The organism is Allobosea sp. GW821-FHT10B12 (assembly GCF_059415545.1).
Map to the genome: position 1 here is coordinate 16,215 of NZ_JBWKNL010000004.1, position 18,051 is coordinate 34,265.

Here is an 18,051-nt window from a genome sequence, read left to right on the forward strand (position 1 = left end):
CCAATGAACCGCCTGAAGCACGCCGCCAGTCCCTATCTGCTGCAGCACCAGGACAACCCCGTCGACTGGTGGGAGTGGAGTGACGAGGCCTTCGCCGAGGCGCGCGCCAGCAATCGTCCCGTCCTGCTCTCCGTCGGCTATGCCGCCTGCCATTGGTGCCATGTCATGGCGCATGAGAGCTTCGAGAACCCTGCCATCGCAGCGGTGATGAACGAGCTCTTCGTCAACATCAAGGTCGATCGCGAGGAGCGACCCGACATCGACCATGTCTATATGAGCGCGCTGCATACCCTGGGAGAGCAGGGCGGCTGGCCGCTGACCATGTTCCTCGATAGCGCGGGCGCACCATTCTGGGGCGGAACCTATTTCCCGCCGACCTCGCGCTACGGCCGGCCGGGCTTCATCGACGTGCTCCGGCAAATCTCCGGCATCTACCGCAGCGATCGAGAACGTATCGATCGCAATACCTCCGCCATCGCCGAAGCCCTGCAGCAAAGCCTGCAGCGCCTTGCAGCGACCAGCGAACCTGATCTCGACCATCTCGCCGGCCAGATCGCCCGCCGCTTCGACCGCGACCATGGCGGGCTCGGCGGCGCGCCGAAGTTCCCCAATCCGGGGCTGGTCGAGTTGCTCTGGCGTCATGGCGCGCGCAGCGGTGACGAAGCCTCGCGCGACGCCGTCAATCGTACGCTGGTGCAGATGGCGCGCGGCGGGATTCACGATCATCTCGGCGGCGGCCTTGCCCGCTATGCCGTCGATGAGCGCTGGCTGGTGCCGCATTTCGAGAAGATGCTCTACGACAACGCCCAATTGCTGCCGCTCTACGCCCTCGAGGCGGCGCGGACCGGCGACCCGCTTCTGCTGGAGGCCGCAGACGGGATCGTCGCCTGGCTGAAACGCGACATGCTCTTGCCGGAAGGCGCCTTCGCCGCCAGCCTCGATGCCGATTCGGAAGGCGTAGAGGGCAAGTTCTATGTCTGGACGCTGGCCGAGCTGACGGAGGTTCTCGGCCCGGAAGACGCTGCCCTCGTCGCCCGCCATTACGACGTGACCGTCGGCGGCAATTGGGAAGGCCATGCCATCCTCAACCGGCTGGATACCCCCGATCCCCCGCCGGAGATCGCGGTCAAGCTTGCCGGGCTTCGTACCCGTCTTCTGGCCGTGCGCACTAAGCGCGTTCCGCCCGGCCGTGACGACAAGATCCTGGCCGATTGGAACGGGCTGATGATCTCGGGCCTCGTCCGGGCCAGCGGCATCCTCGACCGCAAGGACTGGATCAGCCTCGCCGCCGGCGCTTTTCGTTTCGTTGCCGAATCGATGTCAGATGGTGACGGCCTCGCTCATTCCTATCGGGCCGGCCGGCTGATCGCGCCGGGTTTCGCGCTCGATCACGCTGCCATGGCGGAAGCGGCCCTCGCCCTGCACGACGCCACCGGCGAGCGGCACTACCTCGAACTCGCGAAACGCTGGAGCACGCATCTCGATCGGCACTACCGCGAGGCTGGCTCGGGGCTTCTGCGGATGACTCGGGCCGACTCGGCGGCTCTGCCGGTCGTACCCAGGCCGACTCACGACGACGCGGTGCCCAACGCCAACGGGCTGCACGCTGCCAACCTATTGCGGATCGCAGCACAGACCGGCAAGCCTGAAGATCGCGAGCGGGCTGACCAGTTCCTGGCGATCACACTGGCCGCGGCGGCCCACGCCCCGATGGCCCATGGCTCGATCCTCAACGCCTATGACCTCGCCCGCAACGGCGTGGAGATCGTGCTAGCCGGTCCGACTCGGGAGGTCTTTCGGCAGGCCGCCCTGGCACTGCCGCATCTCACGACGATGCTGGTCGACTGTCCCGACCCGGACGGATTGCCAGCGGAGCATCCAGCCCACGCCTATACCCGGCAGGCGGGAACAGGCGCCGCCTTCGTCTGCCTGCACGGCCTCTGCCTGCCACCCGTCACGGAGCCGAATCGATTGGCGGAGGCGGTTGCTGGAGCCCGCTGAGCCTTACTCGGACGACGCCCAAAGAAAAAGGCCCCAGCGCAGCGCCGGGGCCTTTTCAATTCGCTGAGGCGACGAACGCCGATCAGGTGTTCATCGAGTCGAAGAACTCGGAGTTCTGCTTGGTCTGGCGCAGCTTGTCGATCAGGAACTCGATCGCGTCCTGCGGACCCATCGGGTTGAGGATGCGGCGCAGCACATAGGTCTTCTGCAGGTCCGAGCGCGGCGTGATGAGCTCTTCCTTGCGGGTGCCGGACTTGAGGATGTCGATCGCCGGGAAGATGCGCTTGTCCGCCACCTTGCGGTCGAGCACGATTTCCGAATTACCGGTGCCCTTGAACTCCTCGAAGATGACCTCGTCCATGCGGCTGCCGGTATCGATCAGCGCGGTCGCGACGATGGTCAGCGAGCCGCCTTCCTCAATGTTGCGGGCCGCGCCGAAGAAGCGCTTCGGCCGCTGCAGGGCGTTGGCGTCGACACCGCCGGTCAGGACCTTGCCGGATGACGGCACGACCGTGTTGTAAGCGCGGCCGAGACGGGTGATAGAATCGAGCAGGATGACGACGTCGCGGCCATGCTCGACCAGGCGCTTCGCCTTCTCGATCACCATCTCCGCGACCTGGACGTGGCGGGTCGCCGGCTCGTCGAAGGTTGAGGACACGACCTCGCCCTTCACCGAGCGCTGCATGTCGGTGACTTCCTCAGGCCGCTCGTCGATCAGCAGCACGATCAGGTAGCATTCAGGGTGGTTGGTCGTGATCGACTGCGCGATGTTCTGCAGCAGCACGGTCTTGCCGGTGCGCGGCGGCGCCACGATCAAAGCACGCTGGCCCTTGCCGATCGGCGCGACGATATCGATGACTCGCGGCGAGAAGTCCTTCTTGGTCGGATCCTGCACCTCGAGCTTCAGCCGCTCGTCAGGATAGAGCGGCGTCAGATTGTCGAAGTGGATCTTGTGCTTGATCTTCTCCGGATCCTCGAAGTTGATCGTGTTGACCTTGAGCAGGGCGAAATAGCGCTCGCCATCCTTCGGGCCTCGAATCGGGCCTTCGACCGTGTCGCCGGTACGCAAGCCGAACTTCCGGATCTGCGAGGGCGAGACATAGATGTCGTCAGGGCCCGGCAGATAGTTCGAATCGGAGGAGCGCAGGAAGCCGAAGCCGTCCTGCAGAACCTCGACGACGCCTTCGCCGAGGATTTCGGTTTCCTGAGAGGCGAGCTGCTTCAGGATGGCGAACATGAGCTCCTGCTTGCGCATGGTGCTCGCGTTCTCGACCTCCATGCCTTCGGCAAAGGTGAGTAGCTCGGTCGGCGACTTCGCCTTGAGTTCGTGGAGTTTGATTTCCCGCATGGGGTACCCGGAGTAACAGGCCCGCGGTTAGGCAGGCCAGACGGCAGTGGAGGGATCGACGGGACGAAGGGCCTGAAGGCCCACTTGTCAGGATGTCGTGTCGGCCGAGAAAGCAGCCGCGGCACGAGCCGTCGACGATAGGGAGGACGCGTACAGAAAAGCGCAGAGGCTTGATAACCGCTTTCCCTGCGCCGCTCAAGCGCGAAACCGCAGTCGCTCAGAAAGGCTTGACGATCACCAGGATGACGATGCCCGCCATCAGCAACGCCGGCACCTCGTTGAGGATGCGATAGAAGCGCGCCGGCTTGTCGTTGCGGTCTTCGGCGAAGGCCCTGACCCTGCCGGCGAGATAGCCATGGATGCCCGAGAGGACAAGGACCAGCGCGATCTTGCCATGCAGCCAGCCGCCCTTGAAACCGAAGGCGCTCCAGGCGAGGTAGAGCCCGAGCACCCAGGTGATGATCATCGAGGGGTTGATGATCCCCTTCAGCAGCCGGCGCTCCATGATCTTGAAGGTCTCGGACTGGATCGAGCCGATCTGCGCTTCGGCATGGTAGACCATCAATCGTGGCAGATAGAGCATCCCGGCCATCCAGGCGATCACCGCCATCACATGGAAGGCTTTGATCCATTCGTAAGCCATGGCGGCAGTCCTCTAGGCTTCAGGCGCGAACCAACTCGACCAGTCGCTCGACATGAGCGATCGGGGTGTCCGGCAGGATGCCATGCCCCAGATTGAAGACGAACGCCCTATCGCCGAACGCCGCACGGATCGCTTCGATCTCACGATCGAGTTCGGGCCCACCCGCTCGCAACAGCTGCGGATCGAGATGGCCCTGCACCGGCGCCAGCGGCTGGATCGCCTCGCGCACGAAGCTCCGGTCGATCTCGGTCTCGAGCCCGACCGCGTCGATCCCTGTCTCACGGACGTAAGTCGGAATGCCAGTCCCGGCCCCGCGCGGAAAGCCGATGATCTTCGCGTGGGGATGCCGGGCCCGAACGAGATCGACGATCCGCCTCGTCGGCTCGATGCACCAGCGCTTGAAATCCTCAGAGCCAAGCGAGCCGGCCCAGCTGTCGAAAATCTGCACGGCATCGACACCGGCTTCCATCTGCGCGTTGAGATAGGCCGCGGAATTGGCGACGAGCCGGTCGATCAGCCGCGCGAAGAGGGCAGGGTCGCGCTGGAACAGTGCCTTGGCCGGGCCTTGGTCAGGTGTACCGCGCCCGGCGACCATATAGGTCGCGACGGTCCAAGGCGCGCCGCAGAAGCCGATCAGCGCTGTCTCCTCGGGAAGCGCTGCCCTCACTCGCCGAACGGTCTCGTAGACCGGCGCCAGAACATCCTGATCGATCTCCTCGCGGATCTCACCGAAGCGGGCAGCATCGGCGACCGGCTCCAGCCTAGGCCCTTCGCCCTGCGCGAACCAGAGCTTCTGGCCAAGCGCATGCGGGATCACCAGGATGTCGGAGAACAGGATCGCCGCATCGAAGCCGAAGCGCCTGATCGGCTGCAGAGTGACCTCGGCAGCCCATTCCGGATTGTAACAGAGATCGAGGAAGCCACCCGCCTTGGCGCGAAGCTCGCGATACTCCGGCAGATATCGGCCAGCCTGTCGCATCAGCCAGAGCGGAGGCTTGGGGAGGGTCTCGCCGGAGAGAGCACGCAGGAAAAGGCTTTGGGTCATGAAGCACACCGGGCTATCCGCCCATCGTCCTAAAAGATTCTTTTATAAGAGAGTCTTCTGTTTTGACTCTTGGATGGGGGCACATAGCCCGCCCCAAGATTGTCCACAACCGGTCCACAGGTCGCACTCGCCCGAGCCGAGCGAGCCTGATCGAGCCGGCCAGCCTTTAAGGGTTTCTTAACGAATTGGATTTCGTTCTGGGGCGCGGCCTGGCGCCGCGTCCAAAAATGATTCACGTGAAACATCCCGATTCCGCCCACAGGTCGATGCCTGTTGAGCTGCGACCTGGGTTTTCCCGTCCTCTGGCGACAGGCCCTTCTGAGAGCCCGGTTATCCCCAGTTCTCCCAGCCATGTGAATCCCCTGCCTGTCTCTCACCCTCGAATCGAAAAGGGATTCCCAGGCTGACGGAACAGCTCTAGAGCTGAGCCGGAGAAAAGGCCGGCGGGGGCGATATAAGCCGTGGCGCGCAACTATTTTCACCTGCATCTGGTCTCCGACGCGACCGGCGAGACCCTGATTGCGGTCAGCCGCGCCGCTGCGGCACAGTACGAGGCGGTCTCGGCGATCGAGCATGTCTACCCGCTGGTCCGGTCCGAGAACCAGTTGTCGCGCGTGCTCGCCGAGATCGAATCCTCGCCGGGCGTCGTGCTTTATACCCTGGTCGAGCCGGAATGGGCCGAGCGGCTCGAGGCTTTCTGCCGTGACATCGGCTGCCCCTGCCTGTCGGTGCTGCAGCCGGTGCTGTCGCTGTTCCAGTCCTATCTCGGCCAGGCCTCCGCGCCGCGTCCCGGCGCGCAGCACATGCTCAACGCCGAGTACTTCCGCCGTATCGACGCGATGAACTACACGCTGATGCATGATGACGGGCAGCTCGGCGGCGATCTCGAAAACGCCGATGTCGTCCTCGTCGGCATCAGCCGGACCTCGAAGACGCCGACCAGCATCTATCTCGCCAATCGCGGCATCAAGACTGCAAACATCCCGCTGGTGCCGAACGTGCCGCTGCCGGTCGAGCTCGAGGGCCTGAAGAAGCCGCTGATCGTCGGCCTCGTCGCCAGCGCCGAACGCATCATCCAGATCCGGCAGAACCGACTCTTGTCGCTGAAGGCGGATGACGAGACGCCCTATGTCGATCCTGATGCGGTCGCCGACGAGATCACCCAGTCGCGCCGGCTCTGCGCCCGCAGGGGCTGGCCGGTGATCGACGTCACCCGTCGCTCGATCGAGGAGACGGCTGCCGGCATCCTCGATCTGCTGCGTGATCACCGCATGAAGTTCATAGCAACGTGACCGGCCAGGCGACATTCTGGCGCGCGGAAAAACCGCTGATCCTCGCCTCCGGCAGTGCGACCCGGCGGCAGCTGCTTGAGGGCGCAGCGCTTCCTGTCGAGGTGGTCAAGCCGGACGTCGACGAGCGCGGGATCGAAGCGGATTTCCTCGCCATGGGCGGTCCACCCACTGGCGTCGCTGCTGCCCTGGCCGAAGCGAAAGCCTTGTCGGTGTCACCTCGGCATCCGGGCCGAATCATCCTCTCGGCGGATCAGATGCTGATTTGCGAAGGCCGGCCCTTCCACAAGCCCGAGGACGCCGCCGCCGCCGAGCGACAGATCGCCCTGCTCGCTGGCCGCAAGCACGAGCTCTCATCGGCTTTCACCCTGGTCCGTGATGACCGGATCATCGGCCGCGGCAGCAGCAGCGCAACGCTCGTCATGCGCCCGCTGGCGTCAGGTTTCATCAAGGACTATGTCGCGCTCGCCGGCAGCGCGGCGACCAGCAGCGTCGGCGGTTACCAGCTCGAAGGCCTCGGCATCCATTTGTTCGAGGCGATCGAAGGCGATCATTCCACGATCCTCGGCTTGCCGATGCTGAGCCTGCTCGCCACGCTCCGGGGTCTCGACCTCATCGCATGATGCTGAAATCGCCTCGCCCATGACCAGACGCTGCTTCATTATCGGCCACCCCGTCGCGCACTCCCGCTCGCCGCTGATCCACGGCCACTGGCTCGCCGAGCATGGCCTTGGCGGCAGCTATGAGCGCATCGATGTTCCGCCTGCCGAGGTGCCGGCCTTCATCAGCCGCCTGCGCGCTGGTGAATTCGTGGGTGGCAATGTCACCGTCCCGAACAAGGAGGTCGTGCTGCCGCTGCTGGATGAGGTGAGCGAAACAGCCCAGGCCATGGGCGCCGCCAATACGCTCTGGATGGAAGGCGGCCGGCTCCATGGCGACAATACCGATGCCTATGGCTTCCTCGCCCATCTCGATGCCTGCGTGCCAGGCTGGGCCGAGCGGACCGGCACGGCGCTCATCCTCGGTGCCGGCGGCGCGGCGCGCGCCGTGATCCATGGCCTCGCTGAGCGCGGGCTAGGTCGCATCGTTCTGGTCAATCGCAGTTCCGAGCGCGCGCTCGAGCTGGCGGCGTCGTTTCCCGGGACTGTCGAGGCGCAGCCCTGGCAGGCCATCGCGGCACTGGTGGGTGAGAGCGATCTGATCGTGAATACGACCTCACTCGGCATGCGCGGTCAGCCGCCCCTAGAGATCGATCTCTCCGCCTTGCGCCCCGGCACGATCGTCGACGACATTGTCTATGTCCCACTCGAGACGCCGTTGCTGGCCGAAGCCAGCCGCCGCGGCGGCATTCCGGTCGATGGGCTCGGCATGCTGCTGCACCAGGCAGTGCCGGGTTTCGAGCGCTGGTTCGGCGTGCGGCCGCAAGTCACGGCGGCGCTGCGAGCCAAACTCGAAGCCGATATTCCCGCTGCATGAGTGCGATGGCGGAGGCGCTGCGATGACCTTCCTGCTCGGCCTCACCGGTTCGATCGGCATGGGCAAGTCGACGACGTCGGCGATGTTTCGTGCTGCCGGCGTGCCCGTCCACGATGCCGACCAGGCGGTGCATGACCTCTATGCCGGCGCGGCGGCGGTGCAGATCGAGGCAGCGTTTCCAGGCGCCACGACAAACGGTGTGGTCGATCGGGCGAAACTCTCCGCCGCCGTACTGGGCCGGCCGGAGGCGCTGGCGACGCTCGAGGCGATCGTCCATCCGCTGGTGCGTGCCGAAGAGCGGGCTTTCCTGGAGCGGTGCCGCCGCAGTGGTGCGACGGTCGCCGTGCTCGATGTGCCGCTTCTGCTGGAGACAGGCGGGGAGGACCGCTGCGATGCGGTTGTTGTCATCACCGCACCGGCCGAGGTCCAGCGCGAGCGCGTCCTCGGTCGCCCCGGCATGACCGAGGAGAAATTCGCCGCGATTCTCGCCCGTCAGATGCCGGACGCCGAAAAGCGCCGCCGGGCCCACTTCCTTGTGGACACCTCGCGCGGGCTCGTGGCGGCCGAGCATCAGGTCCGCTCTATCCTCAATGCCGTCGCCGGCCGCTTCGGCCGGACCGAAAGGGCGGGCTGACATGCGCGAGATCGTTCTCGATACCGAGACCACCGGCGTCGAGGCGCTGAAGGGGGATCGCATCGTCGAGATCGGCTGCGTCGAGCTGGTCAACCATTGCCCGACCGGCCGCAACTACCACGTCTACATCAATCCCGAACGGGACATGCCGGACGGCGCCTTCCGAGTGCACGGGCTGTCAGAGGCCTTCCTCTCCGATAAGCCGGTCTTCGCCTCGATCGCCAGCGAGTTCGCTGCCTTCATCGCGGACGCCAGACTCGTCATTCACAACGCCGCCTTCGACGTCGGCTTCATCAACATGGAGTTCGGCCGGCTCGGCTTGCCGGCGATCGTGCCCGCGCTCGTGGTCGATACGCTCGCCATGGCCCGGCGCAAGCATCCCGGCGCCAGCAACAGCCTCGATGCGCTCTGCGCCCGCTATGGCATCGACAACAGCCGCCGGACCAAGCACGGCGCGCTGCTCGACTCCGAGATCCTGGCCGAGGTCTACATCGAGCTGATCGGCGGCAAGCAGACGAGCCTCGGCTTCGGTAGCGCCGCTGCCGGCAAGGCAGGCGCTGGGCTTGCGGTCGCGATCGAAAGACCGGTCCGCCAGCGTCCGCTCGCACCGCGGCTGACCCCGGATGAGCGAGCGGCCCATGAAGCCTTCGTGATGAAGCTCAAGGGGCCGCTCTGGCGCGGCTATCTCGGCGTGCCCGAAGACGTTTGAGGCAAGAGCGCCATGCTCGGGCCCTAAGCCCGAGCATGGCTGTTTGCTGTTACTCGCCCCGCTTCCGGCTCGCGCGGCGTGACATCATGTTCAGCCCCTCGATGAGGGCCGAGAAGGCCATGGCGGCGTAGATGTAGCCCTTCGGGATATGGGCGCCGAAGCCCTCGCCGATCAGCGTGGCGCCGATCATCAGGAGGAAGCCGAGCGCCAGCATCACGATGGTCGGGTTCTTGTCGATGAAGCGCGCCAGTGGGTCGGCCGCGAGCAGCATCACCAGCACGGCGACGATGACGGCGATCACCATCACCGGGATATGCTCGGTCATGCCGACGGCGGTGATGATGCTGTCGATCGAGAAGACGAGGTCGAGCAGCAGGATCTGGAAGATCACGCCGCCGAAGGTCACGGCCGCTGCTGCGCCGCCATCGAACATGTCAGGCCCGTGGTCGGGATCGACCTTGTGATGGATCTCCTTGGTCGCCTTCCAGACCAGGAACAGGCCGCCGGCGATCAGGATGAGGTCGCGCCAGGAGAAGGCCTTGCCGAAGACCGAGAACACCGGCGCGGTCAGCTGCACGATGAAAGCCACGGTCGAGAGCAGGCCGAGCCGCAGGATCAGCGCCAGGCCAATGCCGATCCGCCGGCCGCGCGCCCGCTCATGCTCGGGCAGCTTGTTGGTCAGGATCGAGATGAAGATGAGGTTGTCGATACCGAGGACGACCTCCATGGCGATCAGGGCGCCGAGCGCCGCCCAGACAGTTGGGTCGGCGGCGAGCGTCATAAGGGAATCCATGGAAGTCGTGAACCTCGCGGGAACGGCGCACCGGAATGGTGGCCTCTGGCCCGCGGGACATGGAAACGATCCAGTGATTCCACAACGGCTGTGGCCAACAAAAAAGAGCCCCGAAGGGCCCTTTCCTGCGAAATTCGCGATGCCGGCCGCTGTTCAGGCGTTCGGCGTGCCCTGCTGCGCCTGCATCTCCTCGAGACGCTGGCGGTAGAGCGAAGCGAAATCGATCGGGTCGATATAGAGCGGCGGGAAGCCGCCATTGCGCACGGCTTCGGCGACGATCGCCCGGGCGAAGGGGAAAAGCAGGCGCGGGCAGTCGATCATCACGACAGCATGCACCTGCTCCTGCGGCACGCCCTGGATGCGGAAGACGCCGGCATAGCTGAGCTCGAAGGCGAACAGCGTCTCGTCGTTCAGTGTCGCCTTGCCCTCGAGCGTCAGGATCGTCTCGATGTCGTTCTCGCCGAGCGCATTGGCATGGACGTTGACCTGCAGGCCGATCTGCGGCCCGCCCTGCTGTTGCTGCTGCTGGATCAGCGAGCGGGGAGCATTGGGGTTCTCGAAGGAGAAATCCTTGATGTACTGGACCAGCGTGTTGAGGCTGGGCCCCTGCTGGTCGGCGGCGCCGGCGCCGTTGCCGTTTTCGTTGGCCATCGGTCCCATCTTGTCTTTACGAAAATCCTCAGGAAATTCCGTGCCGCGGCCGGAATTGCCCGGCAAAGCGGCGGCGCCGGGCTCGCGTCGGCTATCATGGCGGCGGGGCTGGCACAAGCGAAGCGCGCTTTCGCGCCCTTGTCGCACCCCGGGGGTGGATGTTACGAGCCTCCCTCACCATATCCGTTCGATGACGGGCGGCAGAAGCGCGCCTGCGCGGGAACGAGTTTTCGAGGTTCGGATCAGCCGGCGATGCAGAATTTCGATATGACGACCCTGGTCTTCCTGGCCCTGGCCGTTTTCGTCGCCTGGAAACTGCGCTCGGTTCTGGGCCAGAAGACCGGGCACGAGAAGCCGCCGGTCGATCCGTTTGCGCGCCGCGAGACGCCGCCGCTGCGACCTGACCAGGCGAACAATGGCGAGCGACGTGACAACGTCGTCCGGTTGCCGGGCGCTGCCAACGATGCCGCAGCTGCCCCGGTGGCCGATGCCGAGCGCTGGAAGGACATCGCCGAGCCGGGTTCGCCCATCGCCGTCGGTCTCGACGCGATCGTCCGCCAGGAGCCGCGCTTCGATGCGCCGGGCTTCCTCGTCGGCGCGAAATCGGCCTATGAGACCATCGTCACTGCCTTCGCCCGCGGCGACCGCAAGACCTTGAAGGGCCTGCTCGCCAAGGAAGTCTATGACGGCTTCGAGCAGGCGATAGCCGAACGCGAGAAGCGCGGCGAGAAGGCCGAATCCAACTTCGTCTCGATCGACAAGGCCGAGATCGTCGCGGCCGATGTCAAGGGCAAGACCGCTCAGGTCACCATCGCCTTCGTCTCGCAACTGATCAGCGCGGTCCGCGACGCGCAGGGCAATGTCGTCGACGGCAGCGCCGACGCGGTCTCCGAGGTCAACGATGTCTGGACCTTCGCGCGCCAGCTCGGCAGCCGCGATCCGAACTGGCTGCTGGTCGCTACCGAATCGGCCGCGTGATCCGTGCTGCCGGTCTCGTTCTGGGGCTTTTGGCTGCAGGGCTGTCGATGACCGGCGCGCAAGCTTCACCTCCGCCTCTTCCGTCGGGCGCCCGGGCCGAGCCCGTGGCGCCCGCTTCGCTTAGCGGCTGGAGCGCCGACGATCAGCGCGCCGTCCTCAGCCTGTTTGCGAAGGGCTGCGAGACCGATCCGCCGCTGCGGCAAGGCGCTGTTCCGCCCCCGGCTCTGCCGACCTTGTGCACGAAAGCAGCGGCCCTGCTCGCTGGGGGTGACTTGAGCCCGGACTCGGCCCGCCGCTTCTTCGAGGACAATTTCGCTTTCTGGCGTATCCGCCCGGCCGGTTCCGAGCGCGGTTTCATGACCGGTTATTTCGAGCCGGAGTTCGAGGGCTCGCTGACCCGGTCCGATGCCTTCCCGACGCCGCTCTATGGGCGCCCGGCCGATCTCGTGACCAGGATGCCGGGCGATAACTGGCCCGGGCTCGATTCCATCCTGACATCGGCGCGCCGGACGGCCAAGGGGCTGGAGCCCTTTCCGGATCGCACCGCGATCGAGGAGGGCGCGCTCGTCGGTCAGGGGCTCGAGATCCTCTGGATGCGGGATCCCGTCGACCGCTTCGTCCTGCAAGTCCAGGGCTCGGGCCGGATCCGCCTGCCGGACGGCAAGGTGACGCGCCTGGTCTATTCCGGGCGCAACGGCCACCCCTATACCTCGCTCGGCCGTGAGCTCAGCCGGCGCGAGAACATCCCGCCCGAGCAGATGACGATGGACAAGCTCATCGCCCGGCTGAAGGCCGATGCCGGCTTCGCCCGCGACCTCATCCGGCTCAACCGTTCCTTTGTCTTCTACGCCCGTAATGACGATCTTCCGCCCGAATCCGGCCCGATCGGCGGGGCCGGTCTGCCGTTGACGCCGCTGCGCAGCGTCGCGGTCGACCGTTCGCTTTGGCCCTATGGCATGCCGGCCTGGATCGAGACCGATATTCCTGACGGCAAGGGCGGCAGCGAGAAGCTGGCCCGGCTCATGCTGGCGCAGGATACGGGAACGGCGATCGTCGGCCCGGCCCGGATCGATCTCTTCGTCGGTTCGGGCGCCGAGGCCGGCCATCGCGCCGGACTGATCCGGCATCCCGTCGATTTTATCGTGCTCTGGCCGCGCTGAGCCATGCGCCGGCGCGGTAAGCTCCTCTCCGAGGCGGAACTCGCGCTCTGGCGCCAGGTCGCGCGCACGGTCAAGCCGCTGCCCGGGCGAGCGCCTGTCGAGGCCGAGCCGGAAACGGCGCAGGAGAATCCGGTCTCGGCTGCGGAAAGCGCTCCGTCTTCCGCCGTGCTCACATCCGCTCGGCCGTCCGCAAAGCCTGCACCGCCGCCGCTGGTGCCGCTGGAGCGGCGCATGCGTACGCAACTGCGCCGAGGCCAGCAGGGCGTCGAGGCGGTGATCGACCTGCACGGCTTGCGCCAGGACGAGGCGCATGCCGCCTTGCGCGGCTTCCTGCGCCTGCAGCAGCAGCGCGGTGCCAAGCTCGTGCTGGTGGTGACCGGCAAGGGCATCGCCGGCGATGCGGGATATGGCGAGGAGCGCGGCATCCTGCGCCGCAACGTCCCGCACTGGCTGCGCCTGCCGGATCTGCGGCCGCTGGTGCTCGGCTTCGACGAGGCCGAGCAGCGCCATGGCGGTGCCGGCGCGCTCTACATCCGCCTGCGCCGCAGCCGGGAGTTGGACCGATGACGCCCTTCGGCCGCCGCGTCCGGCAATTGCGCGCCGCCCGCGGCGTCACCCTGGCGCAGATGGCGCAGGCACTCGGCGTCACCCCGGCCTATCTCTCGGCGCTTGAGCACGGCAAGCGCGGCCAGCCGACCTTCACCCTGATCCAGGGCGCGATCCATCATCTCGGCGTGATCTGGGACGAGGCCGACGAATTGATCCGCCTCGCTGAGCTCTCCCATCCGCGCGTGGTGATCGACACGGCCGGCCTCGAACCGGAGGCGACTTTGTTCGCCAACCGCCTCGCCCATGAGGTGGAGTGGCTCGGCCCGTCCGATCTCGCAGCACTGACTTCGATCCTCGACAGCGCCGCCCGCCGCCGCGGCAGCGCTTGACCTCGCCTGCCGGCAATGCCACACGCCGCCATCCTCCCGCCATCACGGATCGTTTCATGACCTCCAAGCGCTACGACGTGCTCGCCTTGGGCAACGCTATCGTCGACGTCTTCGCCTCGGCGGAGGAAGACTTCCTGGCGAAGTACGAGCTGGTCAAAGGCTCGATGGCGCTGATCGACGAGCCGCGGGCCGAGCTGCTCTATGGTGCGATGGGTCCGGGCAAGGTCGTCTCGGGTGGCTCGGCCGCCAACACGATCGCCGGCCTCGCCTCCTTCGGCGGTAAGGGCGCCTTCATCGGCAAGGTCAAGGCCGACGAGCTCGGCAAGCTCTACCGCCATGACCTGACCTCGCTCGGCGTCGCCTTCGATACCGCTGCGGCGACCGAGGGTCCGGCGACGGCGCGTTCCTTCATCATCGTGACGCCGGATGGCGAGCGCACGATGAACACCTATCTCGGCGCCTGCCAGGGCCTGTCGCCGGCCGATGTCGATGCTGCGACGGTCGAGAATGCCGACATCGTCTATCTCGAAGGCTATCTCTGGGATCCGCCGGCGGCCAAGGACGCCTTCCGCAAGGCCTCGGAGTTCGCCCACAAGGCCGGCGGCCGCGTTGCCATCACCCTGTCGGATTCCTTCTGCGTCGACCGCTATCGCGACGAGTTCCTCGGCCTGATCCGCAATGGCCTGGTCGATCTCGTCTTCGCCAACGAGCACGAGCTGAAGAGCCTCTACCAGAGCGCTGATTTCGACACGGCGCTGGCGGCGATGCGGGCCGAGAACATCCTCGCTGTCATCACCCGTTCCGAGAATGGCGCGCTGGCGCTGACGCCGGACGGCGTCGTGGCCGAGCCGGTCTTCCCGATCGAGCGCGTCGTCGACGCGACCGGCGCCGGCGATCTCTTCGCCGCCGGCTTCCTGCATGGTCTGACCTCGGGCCGCGAGGCGCGCGATTGCCTGCGGCTTGGTGCGCTCGCCGCCGCCGAGGTGATCAGCCATGTCGGCGCGCGCCCTGACGTCAGCTTGAAGACGCTCGCCGGTAATAACGGGTTACTGTGAAGTACGGCCTTTCCCTTCTCCCCATGCGGGAGAAGGTGGCCCGAAGGGCGGGATGAGGGGTCGCAGGTCTAGACGATTTCAGCGCTTCCCGACGGGTTGCTCGCGATCAGCGTCGGGAGACCCCTCACCCTAACCCTCTCCCGGAGGGGGAGAGGGGATTTGTCGAGACTGTCAGGCCGCCCGCTTCAGCCCCGTCGCGCTCCAGATATCGCTGAGCGCGGCGACCAAGCCGGCGATGTCCTCGTCCGAATGCAGTGGCGTCGGCGTGATGCGCAAGCGCTCGGTGCCGCGCGCCACCGTCGGATAGTTGATCGGCTGGACATAGATCGCGAAGCGCTCCAGCAACTCGTCGCTGATCCGCTTGCACAGGGCGGCATCGCCGACCATCACCGGCACGATATGGCTGGGATTGGGCAGATGCGGGATGCCGGCCTGATCGAGCTGCCCACGCAGCTTGCGCACCCGGTCCTGCTGGCCCTCGCGCTCCACGGAGCTCGTTTTCAGGTGTCGGATCGCGGCGAGCGCCCCGGCAGCGAGCGTCGGCGGCAGTGAGCTCGAGAAGATGAAGCCGGAGGCGAAGCTGCGGATGAAGTCGCAGAGCGCTGCCGAGCCGGTGACGTAGCCGCCCATCACGCCGAAGGATTTGGCCAGCGTGCCCTCGATCAGGTCGAGCCGGTGGCTGAGGCCGTCGCGCTCGCTGACGCCGCCGCCGCGGGGGCCGTAGAGCCCGACGGCATGGACCTCGTCGATATAGGTCATCGCCCCGAACTCGTCGGCTAGGTCGCAGAATTCGGCGACCGGCGCGATGTCGCCGTCCATCGAATAGACCGACTCGAAGGCGATCAGCTTCGGCCTGTTGCGGTCGATACCCGCGAGCTTGCGGCGCAGGTCCTGCACGTCGTTATGGGCGAAGATCAGCTTCTCGGCACGCGAATGCCGGATGCCCTCGATCATCGATGCGTGGTTGGCCGCATCGGTCAGCACGACGCAGCCGGGAATGCGCGCGGCGAGCGTCGAGAGCGAAGCCCAGTTCGACATGTAGCCGGAGTTGAACAGCAGCGCGGCGTCCTTGCCATGCAGGTCGGCGAGCTCGCGCTCCAGCAGGACGTGGTAATGGTTGGTTCCGGCGATGTTGCGGGTGCCGCCGGCGCCGGCGCCGCAGCTGTCGAGCGCCTCGCGCATCGCGGCGAGCACGGTGGGGTGCTGGCCCATGCCGAGATAGTCGTTCGAGCACCAGACGGTGACCTCGCGCGGGCCGTTCGGGCCGTGGAAAGCGGCGCGCGGAAAACGGCCGGCCCGGCGCTCGAGATCGGCGAAGATGCGATAGCGGCCCTCGGCCTTGAGGCCGTCGAGCTCGCTGCGGAAAAAGGCTTCGAAATCCATGAGTGACGCTCCTGGCGGCACCTTTGAGGGATTCCAGGCGCAGGGTAAAGGCGCGCCGATGTCGCGCCGCGACAAGGCCGCGGCAGCATGATCCTAGCGCAGGCTGCGCGGCTCCATGCAAGGAGCTTTTCGTTTTCCGACAGGAAGGGGCCTTCCCCTTTGCTGTACGGGCCCGTTAGATCATCGGCAAAGCTGAGAAGGACAGGCCATGGCGGTAACGATCGACGGACGGACCCTGAAGGGCAAGCAGGTGCTGCGCGTGGCTCGGCCGGGCCCCACTGGCCGCTATGAGAAGGCGACGCTGGCCAGGTCCGCCCGCGAGGCGATCGCCGCGACGCGCGCCCATATCGATGCCAATTTCATGAACGACGAAGCCCCGTTCATGTACTCCTTCAACACCGGTGTCGGCCTGTTCAAGGACCAGCGCGTGCTGATGTCGGAGATGACCGAATATCAGCGCAAGAGTGTCTATGCGCACGCTACCGGCATCGGCGAGCCCTTCCCGGAGGATGTCACGCGCGCCACCATGCTGCTGCGCGCCAACGCCTTCGCTTCGAACTATTCCGGCCCGCAGGTCGCACTGGTTGAACGCCTGCTCGCCTGTCTCAATGCCGGCATCCACCCGGTGATCCCGCAGAAGGGCTCGGTCGGCGCTTCCGGCGATCTTGCCCCGCTCGCCCATATGTCGGCGGGGGTCTGCGGTTTCGAGGAGGGCGAGGCCGTCTACAAGGGCAAGCGGATGAAGGCCCGAGAGGCCCTCGCCAAGGCCGGGCTGGAGCCGGACTTCAAGCTCGGCGCCAAGGATGCCTCGGCCCTGATCAACGGCTCGACGGTGTCGCTGGCGCTCGGCGTGCTTGCGACCGAGGACGCCAAGCGCCTGATCAAGGCGGCCGATATCGGCCTCGCACTCTCGCTCGAAGCCATGCGCGGCGAGCTCGCTGCCTTCGATCCTCGCGTCCATGCCGCCCGCCCGCATCCCGGCCAGGCGCTGGTCGCTCGCAATCTGCTCAAGATCACGCAAGGCTCGAAGCGCTGCTCGGCCTCGGCCCGCGAGACGATCTACCCCGACGAGATCGGCCGCACGCCCGGCAAGCCGCCGGCGCCGCGCGTGCAGGACGTCTATTCCTTGCGCTGCGCCCCGCAGGTGCATGGCCCGGCGCGCGAGGCGCTCGACTATGTCAGCCGGATCATCGCGACCGAGACCAATTCGGCGACCGACAACCCGCTGATCTTCCCAGAGGATGACGGCTACCGCGTCATCTCCGGCGGCCACTTCCACGGCCAGTATGTCGCGCAGGCGATGGACCTGCTCGCCATCGCCATGACCGATCTCGGCTCGATCTGCGAGCGCCGGCTCGCCCGCCTGGTCGATCCGACGCTGAGCTATGGCCTGCCGCGCAATCTGCTCGCCGGCAAGCGCGGCCTCAACACTGGTTTCGCCACCGTGCAGTGCTCGATGTCGGCCCTGGTGATGGAGAACCGCACGCTGTCCTCGCCCGGTTCGGTCGATTCGATCCCCGGCAAGTCCAATGCCGAGGACCATGTCTCGAACTCGACTTGGTGCGGCCGCAAGGCGCGAACCGTGGTCGAGAATGTCGAGATGATCATCGCCGCCGAGATTCTGATGGCCTGCCAGGCGCTCTCGCTGATCGCCGAGACGGCCAAGGCCCATCCGCTCGGCAAGGGCACGCAAGCGGCGCTGGACGCGCTGCGCGAGACGATCCCGCCGGCACTCGACGGCGACCGCTGGTACGCTGCCGAGATGAACCAGGCGACAGCCCTTATCCGCTCCGGCGCGATCGTCGAGGCGGTCGAGGCGGCTGTGGGCGGGTTGGAGTAGGGCGCCAAGCGAGGGGCACGTCATGCTCGGCCTTGAGCCGAGCATCTCAGGCCGGAGGAGACTCCGGTTGGCGCCTCCTCATCACGAGCTTCTCGGGTCAAGCCCGAG

The 18,051-nt window shown here is 66.3% G+C and carries 18 protein-coding genes; 12 read left to right on the forward strand and 6 right to left on the reverse strand.

The genetic code is table 11. The features are described from left to right. Positions 1 to 3 precede the first annotated feature (3 nt). Complete coding sequence (locus AC07O0_RS14655; RefSeq protein WP_494624280.1) at positions 4 to 2,001, forward strand: thioredoxin domain-containing protein; 1,998 nt, start codon at positions 4 to 6, stop codon at positions 1,999 to 2,001. A gap of 82 nt (positions 2,002 to 2,083) precedes the next feature. On the opposite strand, the gene rho is transcribed toward AC07O0_RS14655, so the two are convergent. The 3 genes from rho to hemE form a co-directional block, all read right to left on the reverse strand. Beyond that, positions 2,084 to 3,349, reverse strand: coding sequence for a transcription termination factor Rho (gene rho / locus AC07O0_RS14660; RefSeq protein WP_494624282.1), 1,266 nt, complete (start codon positions 3,347 to 3,349; stop codon positions 2,084 to 2,086). A gap of 217 nt (positions 3,350 to 3,566) precedes the next feature. After that, the gene (gene hemJ / locus AC07O0_RS14665) at positions 3,567 to 3,992 is read right to left on the reverse strand and encodes a protoporphyrinogen oxidase HemJ (RefSeq protein ID WP_494624284.1); all 426 of its coding nucleotides are present in this window, start codon (positions 3,990 to 3,992) and stop codon (positions 3,567 to 3,569) included. 19 nt (positions 3,993 to 4,011) lie between these two features. Beyond that, positions 4,012 to 5,037, reverse strand: a complete 1,026-nt coding sequence (gene hemE / locus AC07O0_RS14670; RefSeq protein ID WP_494624286.1) for a uroporphyrinogen decarboxylase — start codon at positions 5,035 to 5,037, stop codon at positions 4,012 to 4,014. 461 nt (positions 5,038 to 5,498) lie between these two features. On the opposite strand from hemE, the gene AC07O0_RS14675 reads away from it, so the two are divergent. From AC07O0_RS14675 to dnaQ, 5 genes are read left to right on the forward strand one after another with little or no spacing between them, the layout of a single operon-like run. After that, positions 5,499 to 6,329 carry a pyruvate, water dikinase regulatory protein gene (locus tag AC07O0_RS14675; RefSeq protein ID WP_454028842.1) on the forward strand — a complete coding sequence of 277 codons (831 nt, stop codon included), beginning with the start codon at positions 5,499 to 5,501 and terminating at the stop codon, positions 6,327 to 6,329. After that, positions 6,326 to 6,949 carry a Maf family protein gene (locus AC07O0_RS14680; RefSeq protein WP_494624289.1) on the forward strand — a complete coding sequence of 208 codons (624 nt, stop codon included), beginning with the start codon at positions 6,326 to 6,328 and terminating at the stop codon, positions 6,947 to 6,949. The genes AC07O0_RS14675 and AC07O0_RS14680 overlap by 4 nt, the downstream gene beginning before the upstream one ends. A gap of 19 nt (positions 6,950 to 6,968) precedes the next feature. Then, positions 6,969 to 7,802 carry a shikimate dehydrogenase gene (locus AC07O0_RS14685; protein ID WP_494624291.1) on the forward strand — a complete coding sequence of 278 codons (834 nt, stop codon included), beginning with the start codon at positions 6,969 to 6,971 and terminating at the stop codon, positions 7,800 to 7,802. 22 nt (positions 7,803 to 7,824) lie between these two features. Beyond that, entirely contained in the window at positions 7,825 to 8,436 is a 612-nt protein-coding gene (gene coaE, locus AC07O0_RS14690; RefSeq protein ID WP_494624293.1) for a dephospho-CoA kinase, read from the forward strand. 1 nt (position 8,437) lies between these two features. Continuing rightward, positions 8,438 to 9,145, forward strand: a complete 708-nt coding sequence (gene dnaQ, locus AC07O0_RS14695) for a DNA polymerase III subunit epsilon (protein WP_494624295.1) — start codon at positions 8,438 to 8,440, stop codon at positions 9,143 to 9,145. A 49-nt stretch (positions 9,146 to 9,194) separates the two neighbouring features. Here dnaQ and AC07O0_RS14700 read toward each other — a convergent pair whose 3' ends face one another. Together AC07O0_RS14700 and secB are read right to left on the reverse strand one after the other, a co-directional pair. Beyond that, positions 9,195 to 9,938 carry a TerC family protein gene (locus tag AC07O0_RS14700; protein ID WP_494624297.1) on the reverse strand — a complete coding sequence of 248 codons (744 nt, stop codon included), beginning with the start codon at positions 9,936 to 9,938 and terminating at the stop codon, positions 9,195 to 9,197. A gap of 153 nt (positions 9,939 to 10,091) precedes the next feature. Continuing rightward, positions 10,092 to 10,598 (reverse strand): protein-export chaperone SecB, encoded by a 507-nt coding sequence (gene secB / locus AC07O0_RS14705; RefSeq protein ID WP_454028848.1) that lies wholly within the window; start codon positions 10,596 to 10,598, stop codon positions 10,092 to 10,094. A 243-nt stretch (positions 10,599 to 10,841) separates the two neighbouring features. On the opposite strand from secB, the gene AC07O0_RS14710 reads away from it, so the two are divergent. The 5 genes from AC07O0_RS14710 (at position 10,842) to AC07O0_RS14730 (ending at position 14,720) form a co-directional block, all read left to right on the forward strand. After that, complete coding sequence (locus AC07O0_RS14710; protein WP_494624299.1) at positions 10,842 to 11,567, forward strand: Tim44/TimA family putative adaptor protein; 726 nt, start codon at positions 10,842 to 10,844, stop codon at positions 11,565 to 11,567. 272 nt (positions 11,568 to 11,839) lie between these two features. Then, positions 11,840 to 12,727 (forward strand): murein transglycosylase A, encoded by an 888-nt coding sequence (gene mltA / locus AC07O0_RS14715; protein WP_494624301.1) that lies wholly within the window; start codon positions 11,840 to 11,842, stop codon positions 12,725 to 12,727. Between the two features lie 3 nt (positions 12,728 to 12,730). Further along, positions 12,731 to 13,294: a Smr/MutS family protein gene (locus AC07O0_RS14720; protein WP_494624303.1), complete on the forward strand. Its 564-nt coding sequence runs from the start codon at positions 12,731 to 12,733 to the stop codon at positions 13,292 to 13,294. Beyond that, positions 13,291 to 13,665 carry a helix-turn-helix domain-containing protein gene (locus AC07O0_RS14725; RefSeq protein ID WP_427365164.1) on the forward strand — a complete coding sequence of 125 codons (375 nt, stop codon included), beginning with the start codon at positions 13,291 to 13,293 and terminating at the stop codon, positions 13,663 to 13,665. Before AC07O0_RS14720 ends, AC07O0_RS14725 begins: the two co-directional genes overlap by 4 nt. A 56-nt stretch (positions 13,666 to 13,721) precedes the next feature. After that, positions 13,722 to 14,720 carry an adenosine kinase gene (locus AC07O0_RS14730; RefSeq protein ID WP_494624306.1) on the forward strand — a complete coding sequence of 333 codons (999 nt, stop codon included), beginning with the start codon at positions 13,722 to 13,724 and terminating at the stop codon, positions 14,718 to 14,720. A gap of 171 nt (positions 14,721 to 14,891) precedes the next feature. Here AC07O0_RS14730 and hemA read toward each other — a convergent pair whose 3' ends face one another. Beyond that, positions 14,892 to 16,103 (reverse strand): 5-aminolevulinate synthase, encoded by a 1,212-nt coding sequence (gene hemA, locus AC07O0_RS14735; RefSeq protein WP_494624308.1) that lies wholly within the window; start codon positions 16,101 to 16,103, stop codon positions 14,892 to 14,894. 208 nt (positions 16,104 to 16,311) lie between these two features. On the opposite strand from hemA, the gene AC07O0_RS14740 reads away from it, so the two are divergent. Beyond that, the gene (locus AC07O0_RS14740) at positions 16,312 to 17,943 is read left to right on the forward strand and encodes an HAL/PAL/TAL family ammonia-lyase (RefSeq protein ID WP_494624310.1); all 1,632 of its coding nucleotides are present in this window, start codon (positions 16,312 to 16,314) and stop codon (positions 17,941 to 17,943) included. Positions 17,944 to 18,051: the final 108 nt, after the last annotated feature.

Coding starts and splice junctions, on each gene's coding strand:
- AC07O0_RS14655 (WP_494624280.1), top strand. CDS start 4: ATGAACCGCCTGAAGCACGCCGCCAGTCCCTATCTGCTGCAGCACCAG.
- rho (WP_494624282.1), bottom strand. CDS start 3,349: ATGCGGGAAATCAAACTCCACGAACTCAAGGCGAAGTCGCCGACCGAG.
- hemJ (WP_494624284.1), bottom strand. CDS start 3,992: ATGGCTTACGAATGGATCAAAGCCTTCCATGTGATGGCGGTGATCGCC.
- hemE (WP_494624286.1), bottom strand. CDS start 5,037: ATGACCCAAAGCCTTTTCCTGCGTGCTCTCTCCGGCGAGACCCTCCCC.
- AC07O0_RS14685 (WP_494624291.1), top strand. CDS start 6,969: ATGACCAGACGCTGCTTCATTATCGGCCACCCCGTCGCGCACTCCCGC.
- coaE (WP_494624293.1), top strand. CDS start 7,825: ATGACCTTCCTGCTCGGCCTCACCGGTTCGATCGGCATGGGCAAGTCG.
- dnaQ (WP_494624295.1), top strand. CDS start 8,438: ATGCGCGAGATCGTTCTCGATACCGAGACCACCGGCGTCGAGGCGCTG.
- AC07O0_RS14700 (WP_494624297.1), bottom strand. CDS start 9,938: ATGGATTCCCTTATGACGCTCGCCGCCGACCCAACTGTCTGGGCGGCG.
- secB (WP_454028848.1), bottom strand. CDS start 10,598: ATGGGACCGATGGCCAACGAAAACGGCAACGGCGCCGGCGCCGCCGAC.
- AC07O0_RS14710 (WP_494624299.1), top strand. CDS start 10,842: ATGCAGAATTTCGATATGACGACCCTGGTCTTCCTGGCCCTGGCCGTT.
- AC07O0_RS14720 (WP_494624303.1), top strand. CDS start 12,731: ATGCGCCGGCGCGGTAAGCTCCTCTCCGAGGCGGAACTCGCGCTCTGG.
- AC07O0_RS14725 (WP_427365164.1), top strand. CDS start 13,291: ATGACGCCCTTCGGCCGCCGCGTCCGGCAATTGCGCGCCGCCCGCGGC.
- AC07O0_RS14730 (WP_494624306.1), top strand. CDS start 13,722: ATGACCTCCAAGCGCTACGACGTGCTCGCCTTGGGCAACGCTATCGTC.
- hemA (WP_494624308.1), bottom strand. CDS start 16,103: ATGGATTTCGAAGCCTTTTTCCGCAGCGAGCTCGACGGCCTCAAGGCC.
- AC07O0_RS14740 (WP_494624310.1), top strand. CDS start 16,312: ATGGCGGTAACGATCGACGGACGGACCCTGAAGGGCAAGCAGGTGCTG.